The organism is Actinopolyspora alba, from assembly GCF_900112765.1.
Taxonomy (GTDB): Bacteria; Actinomycetota; Actinomycetes; order Mycobacteriales; family Pseudonocardiaceae; genus Actinopolyspora; species Actinopolyspora alba.
Window position 1 is genome coordinate 17,972 of the sequence record NZ_FOMZ01000022.1, and the last position, 14,521, is coordinate 32,492.

Sequence of the window (14,521 nt, forward strand, 5' to 3'; positions counted from 1 at the left end):
GGGCGCCTTCCCATTCAGCAGAGGCTCAGAGGTCGAACTCACCTGCTTTGACGCCGGCCAGGAACGCGGTCCATTCCCCGGCGGTGAAGACATGAGCGCCCTGGGCGCGGTCTTTGGTGTCGCGGACGGCGACGTGTCCCGGCGCGTAGCCCACCTCGACGCAGCCTCCGCCATTGGCGGCGCTGGCCGTGGCCTTGTGCCAGCCGCCGAAGCTCTCGGTCGTCGGGATCATTATGATGCTTCTCCTTCGGATGTGGATCGTGCGAACTCCCCGGCGATACGACGCACGAGTTCGCGCGAATGCACGGGATCGAGGGCCGCTCCCAACAGCCCATGCCACAGATCACTGTATTCGGCGACCTCAGTGGGGCCATCGAGGTAGTTCGCGTCGTGATACTGCTCAACCAGCACGAACTCCAGCGGTGATGCTTGTGGCCCTATCGAGGGTATGCGGAACTGCACGAACGGGAAAGAAAGCCCGATAGCGGTCCTGCTGCCGAACGCGGCGACATGCAGGTCGATGTTGGGGCGCTCGGACAACTCCACCAGGTAGTCCAGCTGCCGACGCATCACCGCCGGTCCGCCCACCTGCCGCCGAAGCGCGGACTCGGACAGCACAGCGGTCACGCGCGGGGCGGTGTCGGTGGTCAGAACCTGTTGACGCTCCAGCCGAGCCTTGACCGCCGACTCGGTGGACTCGGTGACAGAGCGCAACGCGCCGTCGGTGAACAACGCTCGAATGTATTCCTCGGTTTGGAACAGCCCGTGGATGATCTCCGACTGGTAGAGGTTGATCACCTCGGCGTCGGCCTCCAGATCCATGGCCATCCGAAACCACTTGGGCACGATCGAGCGATACCCCCGCCATCGCCCACGAACATCCGTGCCCTTGTTGATCTCGACGAGCTGTTCGACATCAACCTCGTCACCCCCGTCAGCGGGCGCGCCTCGCTCCGTGGAACCGAGGGTCTCCCGGTAGAACCGAACCAGTTCACGGAGGTCTTTCTGGCGGATGCTCGTCACGCCGTTTTCGAGCTTGCTGACGACACTCCAGTTGCGTTCGATCACCCTCGCGGCATCGACGAGCTCCAGTCCAGCGCGTTCACGTAGCGAACGTAGCTCTTTGCCCAGCATGAACCGCAGCACTGTGGGGGTTGACATGGGCATGATCCTCCCACGTTCCGAGTCGACCGAAAACGACGGATTCGAAGAACTTTGACGCATCGCATTGTCGTTTCGCATGTTCGAAGTTACTGTGATCGACACGCGACAATGCCAATCGCATATGCGACGAGGGGGTGTCTCCTCCAGGGACGTGCCTCTCGCCCCGCCTCGACGTCTGCTGTGCCCGTTTCCTGCGGCGTCCTCCGAGAACGGACACACGGCGTCGTGGACTCGTCCTGGATGTGGGTGGGACGGGACTGGCGCGGGAGTGCGTGCTGGCCGGTGTCGCGATCGAGCCTCGGGCATGTCTCCGAGGCCGACGCCTCACGTCGGAGGCCTCCGCCGAGACGCTGCGGCAGTCCCAGCGGGGTGCCTCCGGCATGCCAGGCACCCGTCGTCGGTGACGTGACAACGGGGTCCGTCACCGGCGGTGGGAGAAAGCCCTTGGCTTCTCCGCCCCTCGGGGGAGCTGAGGGGAGGCGGCTGCCGCTCGGGCCTGTTCGCGACCCCCGACCGCATCGGTTCGAGCGGCAGTCGGCCTGTCCGGTCTTCCATTCGTGCTCTGGAGGGAAAGCACTCCCATGCTTATGCCCCTTGCTGCCATCACCGCCGACACCGTCTGCCCCTCGCGCACCGGCCGAGGCAGGCACTACCCCCTCTTTCGGAACGAGAAGCCGGTGACCATGCCCGGCGAGACCTCTTCACCACTACGACGTGAGGTGCTTCTGCTGTCGCTGTGCCGAACCGCGCACCTACGCACCCCACCCCACGACGCACCACTATCGGAACGGGTGTGCGCGCTGTGCCTGCGTGCCCGCGCCACAGCACGAGACGAGACCAACGAGCTCGCCACCACGGCCTGAAGACTGACGTGTGGAACGCAGCACCACCATGGGGCGACACGAACTGCGCGATGGCGACGGGGACCCGGCGCGCTACAGCGATGGAGGCGGTCGACACAGCACCGAAGTCAGGACGCGCTCCCCGCGTCCGTGGCTGCGGGAGGTGGGTGAGCCCACCGAGCCGCTACTGGCCATCGGAGTCGATGACACGCAGACGCTCCCCGCGGCCACGGACGAGGAACGGCCCACCTCGCCTTAGCGGGAAACCACTCACGCCAAGAACCACGCGACCGATATCGCCTGCCGGGGAAACAGCACCTCAACCACCGACGTTCGATCCGCACGATCCCGACGGCCTCGACGCGCTGCTGAACGAGCTGCGCCGCCGGAACCCTGACCCAACCAACCTGCCTGGGAGCGATCGGAGGCGATCGATGAGCACCTCCCGACTGTCAACGTCGGAACGCTCTCCCGAGCAACACACCGACCCTCCGCCCACGACGGCCCTTATCGAACCGAGCACCGACAAGGAAGAAACCCCATGAACAAACCTGAGTACGGTAACGATCCACACCGCTGGCGCGTCACCATTAGCCATGTCGACCCCGACGCTGTGTATCGCTCAATCCGTGCCCTCAACGGATTCCGGAGCTGGGAAGACCCACCACGCACGCTGTATCAGCTCGCCACAACCACCCTCGAAGTCGTGCGCGACACCGGCACCTGGACGTTGCTGATCAACGGGGCCAGTACCGACTGTGTCCAGGACACGGTCGCACGTCTGGGATATCAGCCCGACGACGTGAAACCTCATCCCCTCCCGGAACTCGCCGGGCTACCGGAGCAAGTGCAGCGGGCTCGACTGCGGAACGCGGGTGCGGCATGAGCGTTCCGCCGGTGCTGTATGTCGTGTCTTTCGGGTACTGCCACGGTGATCCTCCAGTGTCCAACCTCGTGGTGGATGTGCGCTGGCTTCCCAACCCGTTCCACACGGCGGAATCGCACGACCTGTCCGGTCGGGACCAGTCGGTGCAGGAATGGGTGCTCACCCACCCCGTGGTGCAGGGATGGTTTCACTCCGCACTCGATGTCGCCTACCCGTTGATCCGCGCCGCACGAGAGCAGGACAGTCGGGCGGTGACGATGGCGTTCGGCTGCCAGCGCGGGCACCACCGCAGCGTGGCCATCGCCGAGCGGTGTGCGGAGTCGCTGCGCCACGCCGGGTACCGGGTGATGACCGAACACCGCGACATCCACCACGGGACAGGGCGATGATCGTAGGCATTCTGGTGACCGTGTTCGGGCTGTTGCTTACCAGTATCGGGACGATCATCGTGGTGCTGTGGCGACGCCAGCGACAGGCGAACAGACCACCGATTGTTCCTGACTACCAACCACGACGGCGGCAACGACGCGTAGAGCGAGTACGAGCGCGGGAACGAGGCGATACGGAGGTCACGGACGTGCTGCCGTTGCCCGGCGACCAGAGTGGAACGCCCTGGTCGTCACAAGAATAGGAAGCACGGTGCACCACGGCGCGCTCCACAGTGCAACGTCACCTCGGACCTGCCACCGGCAGGGGTGCGGGCAGCGCGTATTCGTCGAACTGTTTGCGTCTGGTCCACTACGCAGCGAGCAGAAGCGGCTATCCTCGCTGGTGAGGGATCACCGGTGCGCCCGTCCCTCTCCTTCGGAAACGTTGCCTGTGCCCTGGCTGATCTCCTGTGCTCCCAACACAGGCGTCAGGGCACAGGCAACAACGTCACCACCCCGACGCGGATACAGCAGGGGAGTAGCTCCGTTCGACAACCGCATAGATCATCGAAATCCTCGTTGTGGGCCCCGGTTCGTCGGTCACATCGAGTGGCGGCTCGTAGGTATCCCTCGCAACCGTGTGATTCAGAGACACGGCGTGAATCCGTTCCAGAGCCTCGTGGTGAGAACTCTGCCTCGCCGTCGACGTATTTACTTGTGGTCGGAGCTGGCCCAGTTGTGCTGGATGCTCTCGTCCCGTCAGCCGGGGTATTGCGCTCGGTATCGCCCCGGACCGGCATCCAGGCTCGTCACTGGGATCCACTGACTCACCCAGTAAACCCAGTACACACGCAACGCCCAGATTCCCACGCGTCACCGCAGCTCCGCTATCGCGGGCGAACTGTTTTTCGATTTCTGCCGCCCGTGCCACCGGTCCAACTGTTTCCAATGCTATTGCCTTTGTCGCTCGTTCACCGAGCAAGTACGACTCTGACCCCATCACTGATCAGGAGGGTCGTGCTGCTGGTTCGCTCAGAGGAACGGGCTTACACCCTGCTCGCGCGGGGAGTTCCGGCCGAGGCAGCGAACCGCATCGGATCCATCAGGCTCACCCCCGCGCGAGCGGGGAATTCGAGTGGTCTCAGATCGCGTGGAAGAAGGTGCTGGGCTCACCCCCGCGCGAGCGGGGACTTCCGGCGGTGGGGCGCCACCCGCCGTCGGCCGCAGGGCTCACCCCCGCGCGAGCGGGGAATTCGGCATCTGGGTCTGTCAGTTGATGCCGAACGTCGGCTCACCCCCGCGCGAGCGGGGAATTCTCGTGGACTGGATGAAAACCAGGCAACGGCAGATGGCTCACCCCCGCGCGAGCGGGGAATTCAAAACCCCACACCCGGCGATAGACCATCACCCCGGCTCACCCCCGCGCGAGCGGGGAATTCGCCGGAACCGCTGATGAACGCAGCGGCTTCGAGGGCTCACCCCCGCGCGAGCGGGGACTTCCCTGATCGGCGCGTTCGGACGGGGCGGATACGAGGCTCACCCCCGCGCGAGCGGGGACTTCGTGCCGGAAGCCGTCGGGAGGGCACTGCCCGAATGGCTCACCCCCGCGCGAGCGGGGACTTCCCTTTTTGTGCTGGAAAAACAAGGTTGCTTTATTGTTTTGTGACTTCTTGATTGGGGGAGGTCTCGGGGGTCAGAGTCCAGGACACGAGCGAGAGGCCGTCGAGGTCGGTGATCGTTCGGCCGTTAGTGCCGGGACCGTGGGTATGGATGTTGTAGCCTTGTTCGTTGTCTGCGTTGCAGATGAGCGCGGCCCATCCTTCTTGGTCGTCGATGCTCTCGCAGACGGCTTCCCACAGGTATTCCCGGACACGGTTGGTCAGTGTGCCGACGTAGACTCCTGGGGCAGGTTCGAGCATCCAGCGGGTCAGGGCTCCGCGCGTGCCGTCCGCGACGGCGCTGGTGGTGATAACGGCGAAGGTGCTCATCAGAATTCCGGGCCATCGTTGTTTTCGTCCAGGCTGGCGTAGTTGACCCCGGCGGGCACGTTGGTGTCTGGATCCCACAGGTCGACCACTCCGGTGGGAGTATCTTTCGGGGGTGCGGTGCCGCCGTTGAGGACGTAGCGGATGTCGCGGACCATACGGGGAACGAGTTTGAGTAGTCGGGCGTTTTCACGTAGCCGGTAACGCATGTCCCGGTCGGGCTGTGTGCTTTGGGCGAGGGCAAAAGCGATCGGAACGGTGAGTTCCGCTTTGTACAGATCAGCGATGTCGTAAGTGAAGGCGCGTTGGTTGTGCTCGTGTATAACGCCCAAGGCGGGCGAGGCCCCGAGACTGAGCAGTACAGCGGTACATATTCCATAGAGTGCGCTGTTGCCCGCGGTGATGGCCTGGTTGACCGGATCACTGGCGCTGAAGTCGTTGGGATCGTAGGAGCGGCGGAACGGCCCCACCCGATGCTTTTTCGCCAGCGCTTTGTAGGTGGCCTTCATCCTGGCTCCCTCCAGACTCCTCAACCGAGCTACGGTCGCGTCCTCCGGAGGTGATTCCCCGAAACGGAGTTGGAAGTGCCGGTGCGCCGCTGTGATGCGCTGGTCGTCATTGGCCAGGAGCTGGACTTGTTGGTGCAACAGTTCGGTGGAGGTGCTTTCGTGCAGGAAGGCTGAATAGCAGCGCACTCCACCGGAGCCGACCCAGCCGAGTACGGTCCCGTCTCTGGTCAATGCGGTGGCGGCGGCATGTGTGACGCTGGTGCCTGGACCGAGCAGGACACAGGCCAGGCTGGCGGTCGGTAAGTAGACGCGATCGATCGTGCCGGTATCGGGGTGTTCGGTCTGTGCGCACACACCGTTGCGATCGGCCACGACTCGAACGCTGTCCATGTAGAGATAGGTGATGCGGTCTTTGACGGGGTGGAGCCCAAGCACGCTGGGCGTACCGAGTGTTTTGGGAAGTCGTTGGTTCACTGGTCACCGTCCGTCATGGGGACGAGGGACAGCATTCCGCAGCCGTAGGATTTCGCACGTCCGATCCCGTCCAGGACAGCGCGGAAGATTGTCTCGGGGTGGGTGACCGTGGCGGTGCCGTCGAACTGGGCGGCCCCGTGGTAGTGGGTGCGCCGTGCATGCCGCGGTTTGTCCCCCACCAGTTGGTACTCGCGGGTGAGCATGGCTGATTCGAGGTCGAGTCCTGCTTCCTCGGCGCGACGGTGCCACCAGGACAGGGCATGATCCCCGGACAACTGGCGCCGGTGTTTTCTGCCGTCGTCGGTGGTTTCGACGCGGGTGGGATTGGCGACGATCCGGTAGCGTATCCGCGTCCCGGATTCCAGACCGCTGAGCAGGGGGTCGAGCTCGCGGTGTGCGGCGTTGGCGTAGCCGTGTGGGAGCCGCGTGATGTCGGGGGTGAGGGTGGATTGGATGAGCACCACCGCTGCTGCGTGATTGTGTTCCACGCGGTGGAGGACACCGGCTTCGGAGCGGGGATTGTCCCCGAGGGAGTCGGGGAACAGGGACATGACACGGCGGTGCATCCCGTCTACATTGGCCAATTCACGACCGGTGGCCGGGTGACGCGGATTTAGCCTGAGCTGAGTCAGCATCGCGGTGCGTGGTGCGGTTGTGGTCATGCGGCTTCCTCCAAGGCCGTGGAGAGGGCATCGAGGTAGTCGGTGCCGTACCCGCCGCACAGGCCGGCGGGGAGGACGCGCCGGTATCGATAGGCGGGGCGGCTGCGGTAGCTGCGGTGGTCGGGGGTGAAGTCCCGTGGATCGTCGGCGACGTTGTCAGTCCAGCCGGTGGGCTCGTCCGAAGGGTGCTCGGCGACGAATTCCACGGTCACCGACTCCTCGTATGGAGTGGGGCGGGCCAGCGGGAGACGCTGGTGCAGCCAGGTGTGGGGATCGTCCACTGCGGTGATCAGGAACGGAGTGTCCGGAGGGCATGCTCGGCGTCCGAGATACCCGGCCCAGTAGGGACGGCGCAGCGCCTGCTCGGTCTCGGTGAGCATCGTGCCGTCCGAGCTGGTCACCGCCACGGTGAACACAGCGTCGGACAAGTGGTGCCGGTTGGAGACCAGCGTGCCCGTGCCCTCTTGACGGTAACCGCCTTTGGCGGTCGGGACGGTCTGCTTCGGGGGCCGTCCCCCACCGACGGTGTGGAAGTCGACGAGATGGGTGCCGGGCCGGTCGATACGCACCAGAAACCGCAGTGGGGAAAAACGGTCGGGGTCCATGGTGCGGGAATGTCCTCCGGCGGCGGCGATGAGGCCGATCAGCCCGGACCGGGTCGGGTAGGGGTGTGTGTCACGCTCGGTCCAAGTCGAGTGGGTGCCCCATGACTGCAGGGGTCCGCCCAGACGGAGTATGAGCCCTGTCATGCCGCATCCCCCGCTCGGTTCGTGCTGTCGGTGATCAGGTCGTGCAGGCTGTCGTAGCCTTCGCCGAGTTGCTCGTAGGGCTCGGCGGCGATCGAGGCGTGGCCGTGCCAGAGCAGCCCGTCGGTGCCGAGGAAGCGGTGCAGCCTGCCGGTGTAGTTGGCGAGCTGCTCCCGCGACGGCTCCGCGTAGCCGCTTCCGCTGTGACTACGCACGGGCTTTTCGAACGCTCCTGACAGCGACAACGGATCGTGCCGCAGCGCCAGGTACACCAGCTCCGGACGGGTGGTGGCTCCGGTGGTGCGTTGTTTTCCACTGGGGACGGCTTCGCAGAATGCGCGCAGGTATGCATCGACCACTCGTAGGGCGTCGTCGAAGCCGTCCCGCGTCTTGTCCGTGCCGCTGAGGTTGCTGGCGAGGTCGGTGAGGTTGACGCTGCTGTAGCGATAGAACACGCCGCTGGTGAACTCGGCCGTGGCCAAATGTCCGGAGCCTGTCGCGTCCGGGGGATTGAGGTCGTCGACGGCGGTGAAGAAGTCGAAGTCCATCGCTGATTCGTGCGTGGTGAACGCATGGGCGAACAGGCTCGCCCCGTCGACTCGGTGGCCAGGGATCTCGGCCAGCATCCGGCCGAGCAGGTTGATCGACGGGGAACGACGACGCAGGATGTCCTCCACGGTTGCCACCGGCAGCACCGGCTGCGGCTTGTCCTGTTTCTTCGGACGTTCCTTCTTGGTGACTTCCTGCTGCGACGGCAACGGCATGTCCGCGATGGCATCGGGGTACTGCTCGGCCAGATCGGCGAGATCCGTGATCACAGCTCGAGGGACCCAGAACAGTACATCGGACTGGTCGTCATCCGGTGTGGGGAACAACCCGCCTTCCTTGCTGTCTTTGCGGGTGGCTGCCTGATCCGCGCTGATCAGCACAGCACGTCCGGCCTTGCGTGCCGTGTCGTGATCCCAACCGCGGTGTTCCAGCTCCTTTCGCGCGGCTTCAGGGATTCGGCGGGTGCGGACCGTGGGTTCGTCGAGTTGCTGCTCGAGTTCGAAACGGACGGCGCGTTTCCAGGACTGGCTGGACACGCGTGTGCGCGTCGATCCACCGTAGACACAACTTTTCGGGCTGCCCAGCGCGTCGCGGTTCAAATTCGAGTACGGGACAGGCTGCAAGGCATGAATGTCCAAGTGCATGTTCTTTCCTTTCGGAAATCTTTGTCTGTTTCTTTGACCGATATCGGGGAAGGAGCGAGGAAGATATCGGAGCTTAGGAGGAGGAAGTCTTGGAGGCGACGGAGCGGTAGTAGCTTTGCAGCCAGGTCTTGGCGATCCGGCGAGACTGCCAGGGCCAGCGACCGGCATCGTCGAACAGCCGCGCGAAATCGACCGGTATCCCGGTATCGCGCAACGAGAGCACGACGGTGGTGAGGTAGCGGCAGAGCGTACCGGGGTTTTGACGGACCACCAGATGCAGGTAGTTCTCCGTGGTGGCGGAGGCGAGAACGTGGTGCTGGGCGGCGCGGGCCAGGGACTCGCCGAGATCGCCGGATGCGTCTTCGTCGGTGGGGACGGCGGTTTCGGGGGCGTGTGCGATGAGTGCGGCGATCGTGTAGTGGACGCGCTCCTTGTCGGGGTGGGGGTCTTCCTCCAGCCACGGGGCGACGAAGGCGTGCATGCGGTGGCACTGGTCGGGTTCGCGTCCGAGCCCGGTGCGCAGTGCGGTGCGTACGGCCGGGTTCGCAGTGGCCTGGGTGGCGATGTCGGTGACGAATCGGGTCGCGTAGTCGCTGGCTGCACGGGCCATGGGTGGTTTCCTCTTACTGGTCGCGGGGTTCGGCTTTGGCCGCTGCGTTGATCAGTTTCTGGCGGGCGGTGGCGAGTGCGTGGGCCACCGGAGGGTGATGGGCTTCGTGGTCGGTGGCCGCCTCCAGGGCCTGCAGCGCGCGCTCCGTGCAGGCACGGTGTGGTTCGGTGAAGTCCTCCTCGTACATCCGTTCCCAGAACATCGTTTCCGCGGCGGGCCAGTAGTGACGCAGCGCAGGTGCCACCCATGGCACGTCTCCGCTGCCTGCTCGACCACTGCTGATGCTCAGGGAGTGGTAGGCCCTGCGCAGCTCCGAGACCAACCTGGTCGCGACGGTTTCCGCGGCGTCGTGCAGTTGCCTGGCGCCGTCGGCGGCACGGGGATTCTCTGCCTCGAGCCAGGACATGATCGGTGGAGTCATCGCGGTCATCCACTGGCGGTCGCGGGACTGGCGGTCCTGATCGACGCCGTGTACGCGGACGCGGAGCGCGTCCCTGACCCCGCTCGGTAGTCCTGTAGCGCCGGTGAGAACGGCGGGACGTGTGTGCGTGTCCGTGTCGGCCAGCAGTGCGTCCAGGTCTCGCCAGGTGGCCCGGTCGGCCTGAGCGCTCCGGTCGTTCCACTCGCCGCTCTTCGTACGTTGTCGAATCGTGTACGGGTCGGCCACGGGAGTATGGGGCTTCTTGTACGCCCAGGTCAGACGACATCGGGTCACGTGTTCGCCGGTCTCGTCCGGGTGCAGCAGCAACGCGTGCCGGCATCTCCCGACCAGAATTCCCGCCGGCCAGGTCATAGGTGGTGGATGCCCCAGTGGATCGGGGTGCTCGTGCCGTTCCCACGGAGCCAGGTCGGCTACATCGGCCTCGTGCTCATGGTTCGGGCCGGGCAGTCCGAGTACCAGCGTTTCCAGCAGGTTGCGGCCGACCGGATGGTGGCTGAGCACGCCACGCAACGGACCGCTGCTCATGTACTGGTCGGAGACCGTCTGGCCGAACCCGTCGGTGACGGTGCGTTTCCCCCCGGTTCCCCCCGAGCCGTAGAAACTGTGCACCAGCAGATACAGGACCGCCTCCGCCGTCGGAAGTGCCGGGGCGTGCCCGTGGTGAGTGTGGCGAAACCACACAGGAGAGTTGTCCCCGGGGCGACTCGGATCGAGCTGGTTGATGCTTTTGGTTTTTGCCTGCTCGACCAAACGTGGGTCCTGCATCCAGGGGCGGGCGGAGTCGAACAGGTTCCACGCGCCCGAATCGGCATCGAGGTAGGCGTCGACAGCGGATTTGTCGAACTGACCCTCGCGCAACACCGTATTGCGAGCCTTTTTCCAATCCTCCAAGGGGAGGTGTCGGTCGAGACCGGTTACGCGGGCGGTGATGGTGTACAGCACCCGAAGCAGCCCCACGGCTGCGGGCGGAACCGTCACTGCCAGGTCCTCTGTTTCGTGCGCGTGGTGAAAGACCTCGCGCAGGGATCGGATGTGTGTAGTTCCGTTCTCGGTGACCACAGGTATCCATCGCTGGTCACGCAGGTCGAAGGTGGCAGGAGACGTCACGTGTGTCCCTTCGTGTGGCGAACCAATCCCAGTTCTGGGTCGACGGTCAGCGAGCCGTAGGTCGGCGCGGGCAGAACGCGGGTATCCCGCAGTGTCGGTGTCCGTGACCAGGTCGACTGCGGTTGCAACTCCAGCTCGTCGGCCCACGAGCCAGGACACGGTATGGAATGCTCGATCAATTGGTTAATCGTGTTCGAGTTCGGTCGTTGGGTGGGCCAGGGACGTGTGTGGGCGGCGTCCAGCCACTGACGACCATCGCTGCTGGTGTACTGCGGGATCACCCGTACCGTGTCCACACCCAGACGTGTGGAGACATCGGCCTCGGTGACCTCCGGCTCGGTCATCCGGGCCAGGTCGTCAACCTGGTCCGGCTCGGGGACACGTACCAACGCCGCCTGTTGGTGCTGCGCGCGGTTCTGACCGAACTGTTCGTCCCACAGCTGTTGCAGCTGACTGTCGCTGGTTCCGCTGGTGGCCGCGTGCACCTGTTGCACCAAGGGGTTCACGTCGGTGGGGACCTCCAAGGTCGGATCGCGTTCGGTCAACACGCGGTGTGTGGCCACCATCTCGAACGGCGAGTAGATTTCTCTCCACTCAGGAGGAACTGGAGGGTCGGCGGATTCGTCGACCGGGTCGAGCACATCCACTGTCGGCACGGGGCACCACGATGGACGCTGGTACTGCTCGTGCCACTGTTGCAAAGGATGGCGCTGGCATCGCCCCAGTCGTTGGATCAGCCATGCGATCGGCGCGATTTCACTGACGATCCGGTCGAAATCCACGTCCAGGCTTTGTTCCAGTATCTGGGTGGCGACCACGATCGCCTTCGCTGGACGCGTATTGTTGTCAACCCCGTACTTGCCGAACCGGCCGGTCAAGTTCGTGGTAATGGTCTCACGTTCGTGTAGCGGAAAGCGCGCGTGCAGCAGAATGAGCTCGACATCGTTCGGAGCCTCGGCTTTCAGCGCCGTGTAGGTATGTTGGGCGCCGGCGACGGTGTTGCACAATACCGCCAGGCAGCCGCCTTTCCGGGAGATGTGCTCGACGAAGCCCCGTAGAATCTCTTGACGCGCCGATCCGTTACGACGATGCGGATGGTGGCACAACTTCGCCGTTCGAGCTTCCTCGGTGGCCATCGTCGCTACCGTCTTCGTCGACGGCTGGATCAGGTTTCCGTGCGCGGTCACGAACGCCCAGCCCGGATACGGCAGATTCAGCTCCTCCTCGAGGTGGCTGCCCGCACCGGACAGGTACGACCGCACGAGGTTCCGGCTCACAGGTTGCGGCAGCGTGGCCGACAGCAACACCACCGGCACACCCAGCCGACCGCACCAGGAGAGCAATCGTGCGAGCAGGGCCTGCATGAACGGGTCATAGGCATGCGCCTCATCGACGATCAGGGTCTTGTTCATCAACCCGTGCAGCCGCAGCATGTTGTGTCGTGCGGCCAGCGCGGCCACCAACGCCTGATCGATCGTGCCCACCGAGATCCCGGCCAGCAAGGTCCGTTTCAACGGCCGCAACCAGGCACTGACCGTCACGTCGGCGCTGTAGGCGGGCTGAAACGCCGCCATCGAATGTGCCAGGGTGACGGGGACGGGAGTCACCGCGGTAGCACTGGAATACTGAGTAAGCCGGGTGCGCATTTCATTGGCCGTGGCCATCGTGGGAAGCCCCGCGTACAGGCCGGACCGTCCTGTGGCCTGCCCCAGCGCGTGGGCGGCCAAGAGCCCCGCTTCCGTTTTCCCCGCACCGGTCGAGTCGGTGATCACCAACAGACCCGGTCCGTTCACATGCGGTATCAGCTCATCGATGATGGAGCGTTGCAGCACTGATGGAGCGAAGCCCCACACGCCTTGGGTGCTGATCCGTTCGACGAACTCCGGCCTGTTCAAACCAGCTTGCGTGATCTCCGCCCCCATGGCGGGGACCGTGTACTCGTACCGGGCTTCCAGTTCTTCCGGAGCGTGTTCCAGCTGCCGGTGCATGAAGTCCTCGTTCGAGGACAACCAGTCAGCCACGATCACCACACCGGACAGCACCACCGCCACCGGTGCGGGGATCGCATCCGGCAGTCTCGGGTTACCCAGCACGGAACGCACCGAACTGGTCACGTCGGAACGAATCGCGTGCCACTCCTGTTCGCCCAGGTTCGCGACACGTCGAACCGGCTGCTCCACGTCCCGCTCCCGCGGCGAGTAGTAGACCCCGTGGTGTCCACCCAGAAGTTGTCCGATCCGGTACGCGACGTCCGCGGTCAATAATCCGTCGTCGCTCAGTCCCAGCAGAGTGGGTAGTGCCAGGTGCGTCGCCTCGTCATGAGCAAGCCAGCCAGCAGTTCCGGGTTTTGGCCATTGCTGCTGGAAGCACGGGATTGCTTTCCCGACGTCGTGCAGCCCGGCCAACAGTGCGACCAGTCGAGCCGAGTCCGCGTCGTTCATCCCCAGTTCGGTGGCGATCTGTCGTCGCGCCCCCAGCGTGAGATGCATGTGCCACAGCGTTGTGGCCCCCGCCGCAGCGTCGATCAGGTGCCACTCCAGCGGATACGGCCTCGGCAGTCCCCGCGACTTGCCCCACACGTATAAATGCATTGAGCCCCAGGTTTCTTGTAAAACAGTCAATCTTTGATTGAAAGCTACTGTAGCTGATTGAGCACGCGGGGTGAACAAGGGGGTAGATATCAAACGGAGCTGCTAGCTCTGTCCGAAGAGCCCAGTGTGCCAGGATTGTCTCCTTATTGCCCCACAAGCAGTACGGTATGCGCCCATTGAGGGGACGGAGGTACTTGCTGGCTTCCTGTTCGACTACCCTTGGGAAATCCCCACCCGGTGGGGGTGTACCGATTGAGTGTTTGACGAGAGGTGTCTTGTCGCAGTTCCCCACGGCCGCGCAGCAGGGTCTGATCATGGACCGAATTACCTGATCAGGACTCTGTGCGCTAGTGGGGGTAAACCACGGTTAACAAGAGCGGAAGCGGCCTCTGGTGGTGGCGGTACCTCAGCGTGCCACTACTGTCAGAGGCCGAATGCTTCCTGTCATTTATCGGTGACTCAGAGCGTTTTTGGCCTCACCCCCGCTTGCGCGGGGAAACCGTCAATCAGGTTTTGCTGGAGCTCCCGCCCCTCTGGCTCACCCCCGCTCGCGCGGGGAAATCCAGACCGACCACCGCGCCCGCGGCGAGCGAGACGGCCTCGCCAGAGGGCTCACCCCCGCTCGCGCGGGGAAATCCGCCCGGTCTCTCTGTTTCACCCGTGGAGGTTGGGCTCACCCCCGCCCGCGCGGGGAAATCCGTTTCCGGTCGGCGCGGACGGCGGCGACCATGGGCTCACCCCCGCTCGCGCGGGGAGATCATCGATCGTGGTGGAATACCCCCATTGCAGGGGGGCTCACCCCCGCTCGCGCGGGGAGATCGGCCGCTGATCCCACGTCGCCACCACCCGCGGAGGCTCACCCCCGCTCGCGCGGGGAGATCTGGCGCGACACCCTGCTCGGGGTGGACACCCTGGGCTCACCCCCGCTCGCGCGGGGAGATC

At 64.7% G+C, this 14,521-nt stretch carries 15 protein-coding genes and 2 CRISPR repeat arrays; of the genes, 5 read left to right on the plus strand and 10 right to left on the minus strand.

Going from position 1 to position 14,521, the window contains the following annotated elements; genetic code table 11:
- Positions 1-25 precede the first annotated feature (25 nt).
- Together BM150_RS23230 and BM150_RS23235 are read right to left on the minus strand one after the other, a co-directional pair.
- Positions 26-232 carry a DUF397 domain-containing protein gene (locus tag BM150_RS23230; protein WP_092930161.1) on the minus strand — a complete coding sequence of 69 codons (207 nt, stop codon included), beginning with the start codon at positions 230-232 and terminating at the stop codon, positions 26-28.
- A complete protein-coding gene (locus tag BM150_RS23235; protein ID WP_175497000.1) occupies positions 232-1,161 on the minus strand; it encodes a helix-turn-helix domain-containing protein in 930 nt (309 codons plus the stop codon). Before BM150_RS23235 ends, BM150_RS23230 begins: the two co-directional genes overlap by 1 nt.
- Positions 1,162-1,745: 584 nt before the next feature.
- Between BM150_RS23235 and BM150_RS23925 the strand changes: the two genes are divergently transcribed.
- From BM150_RS23925 to BM150_RS23930, 5 genes are all read left to right on the plus strand, one after another.
- Entirely contained in the window at positions 1,746-2,027 is a 282-nt protein-coding gene (locus BM150_RS23925; protein ID WP_139219640.1) for a hypothetical protein, read from the plus strand.
- Between the two features lie 10 nt (positions 2,028-2,037).
- Positions 2,038-2,265 carry a hypothetical protein gene (locus tag BM150_RS23240; protein ID WP_092930167.1) on the plus strand — a complete coding sequence of 76 codons (228 nt, stop codon included), beginning with the start codon at positions 2,038-2,040 and terminating at the stop codon, positions 2,263-2,265.
- Positions 2,266-2,619: 354 nt separating this feature from the next.
- The gene (locus tag BM150_RS23245; protein WP_217641891.1) at positions 2,620-2,892 is read left to right on the plus strand and encodes a hypothetical protein; all 273 of its coding nucleotides are present in this window, start codon (positions 2,620-2,622) and stop codon (positions 2,890-2,892) included.
- Positions 2,889-3,281, plus strand: coding sequence for a RapZ C-terminal domain-containing protein (locus BM150_RS23250; RefSeq protein WP_092930171.1), 393 nt, complete (start codon positions 2,889-2,891; stop codon positions 3,279-3,281). The genes BM150_RS23245 and BM150_RS23250 overlap by 4 nt, the downstream gene beginning before the upstream one ends.
- A complete protein-coding gene (locus tag BM150_RS23930) occupies positions 3,278-3,523 on the plus strand; it encodes a hypothetical protein (protein WP_139219641.1) in 246 nt (81 codons plus the stop codon). The genes BM150_RS23250 and BM150_RS23930 overlap by 4 nt, the downstream gene beginning before the upstream one ends.
- 842 nt (positions 3,524-4,365) lie before the next feature.
- A CRISPR array of direct repeats spans positions 4,366-4,883; the repeat unit is 28 nt; unit sequence GGCTCACCCCCGCGCGAGCGGGGAATTC.
- A 29-nt stretch (positions 4,884-4,912) separates the two neighbouring features.
- On the opposite strand, the gene cas2e is transcribed toward BM150_RS23930, so the two are convergent.
- The 8 genes from cas2e to cas3 form a co-directional block, all read right to left on the minus strand.
- Positions 4,913-5,248: a type I-E CRISPR-associated endoribonuclease Cas2e gene (gene cas2e, locus BM150_RS23255; RefSeq protein ID WP_092930175.1), complete on the minus strand. Its 336-nt coding sequence runs from the start codon at positions 5,246-5,248 to the stop codon at positions 4,913-4,915.
- The gene (gene cas1e, locus BM150_RS23260; RefSeq protein WP_217641893.1) at positions 5,248-6,228 is read right to left on the minus strand and encodes a type I-E CRISPR-associated endonuclease Cas1e; all 981 of its coding nucleotides are present in this window, start codon (positions 6,226-6,228) and stop codon (positions 5,248-5,250) included. Before cas1e ends, cas2e begins: the two co-directional genes overlap by 1 nt.
- The gene (cas6e, locus tag BM150_RS23265; protein WP_092930178.1) at positions 6,225-6,890 is read right to left on the minus strand and encodes a type I-E CRISPR-associated protein Cas6/Cse3/CasE; all 666 of its coding nucleotides are present in this window, start codon (positions 6,888-6,890) and stop codon (positions 6,225-6,227) included. The genes cas1e and cas6e overlap by 4 nt, the downstream gene beginning before the upstream one ends.
- The gene (gene cas5e / locus BM150_RS23270; RefSeq protein WP_092930181.1) at positions 6,887-7,639 is read right to left on the minus strand and encodes a type I-E CRISPR-associated protein Cas5/CasD; all 753 of its coding nucleotides are present in this window, start codon (positions 7,637-7,639) and stop codon (positions 6,887-6,889) included. The genes cas6e and cas5e overlap by 4 nt, the downstream gene beginning before the upstream one ends.
- Positions 7,636-8,829, minus strand: coding sequence for a type I-E CRISPR-associated protein Cas7/Cse4/CasC (gene cas7e, locus BM150_RS23275; protein ID WP_175497001.1), 1,194 nt, complete (start codon positions 8,827-8,829; stop codon positions 7,636-7,638). Before cas7e ends, cas5e begins: the two co-directional genes overlap by 4 nt.
- A gap of 73 nt (positions 8,830-8,902) precedes the next feature.
- Positions 8,903-9,439: a type I-E CRISPR-associated protein Cse2/CasB gene (gene casB, locus BM150_RS23280; RefSeq protein WP_092930188.1), complete on the minus strand. Its 537-nt coding sequence runs from the start codon at positions 9,437-9,439 to the stop codon at positions 8,903-8,905.
- 13 nt (positions 9,440-9,452) lie between these two features.
- Entirely contained in the window at positions 9,453-10,988 is a 1,536-nt protein-coding gene (gene casA / locus BM150_RS23285; protein ID WP_175497002.1) for a type I-E CRISPR-associated protein Cse1/CasA, read from the minus strand.
- Entirely contained in the window at positions 10,985-13,657 is a 2,673-nt protein-coding gene (cas3, locus tag BM150_RS23290) for a CRISPR-associated helicase Cas3' (protein ID WP_139219642.1), read from the minus strand. The genes casA and cas3 overlap by 4 nt, the downstream gene beginning before the upstream one ends.
- 395 nt (positions 13,658-14,052) lie before the next feature.
- Positions 14,053-14,521: a CRISPR direct-repeat array (repeat unit 28 nt; unit sequence GGCTCACCCCCGCTCGCGCGGGGAGATC).

What these genes read in the sequence shown, in the direction of transcription:
- cas7e (WP_175497001.1), bottom strand. Translation starts at nt 8,829, where the DNA reads ATGCACTTGGACATTCATGCCTTGCAGCCTGTCCCGTACTCGAATTTG.
- BM150_RS23230 (WP_092930161.1), bottom strand. Translation starts at nt 232, where the DNA reads ATGATCCCGACGACCGAGAGCTTCGGCGGCTGGCACAAGGCCACGGCC.
- cas6e (WP_092930178.1), bottom strand. Translation starts at nt 6,890, where the DNA reads ATGACCACAACCGCACCACGCACCGCGATGCTGACTCAGCTCAGGCTA.
- BM150_RS23250 (WP_092930171.1), top strand. Translation starts at nt 2,889, where the DNA reads ATGAGCGTTCCGCCGGTGCTGTATGTCGTGTCTTTCGGGTACTGCCAC.
- casB (WP_092930188.1), bottom strand. Translation starts at nt 9,439, where the DNA reads ATGGCCCGTGCAGCCAGCGACTACGCGACCCGATTCGTCACCGACATC.
- cas5e (WP_092930181.1), bottom strand. Translation starts at nt 7,639, where the DNA reads ATGACAGGGCTCATACTCCGTCTGGGCGGACCCCTGCAGTCATGGGGC.
- BM150_RS23930 (WP_139219641.1), top strand. Translation starts at nt 3,278, where the DNA reads ATGATCGTAGGCATTCTGGTGACCGTGTTCGGGCTGTTGCTTACCAGT.
- cas2e (WP_092930175.1), bottom strand. Translation starts at nt 5,248, where the DNA reads ATGAGCACCTTCGCCGTTATCACCACCAGCGCCGTCGCGGACGGCACG.
- BM150_RS23925 (WP_139219640.1), top strand. Translation starts at nt 1,746, where the DNA reads ATGCTTATGCCCCTTGCTGCCATCACCGCCGACACCGTCTGCCCCTCG.
- BM150_RS23235 (WP_175497000.1), bottom strand. Translation starts at nt 1,161, where the DNA reads ATGTCAACCCCCACAGTGCTGCGGTTCATGCTGGGCAAAGAGCTACGT.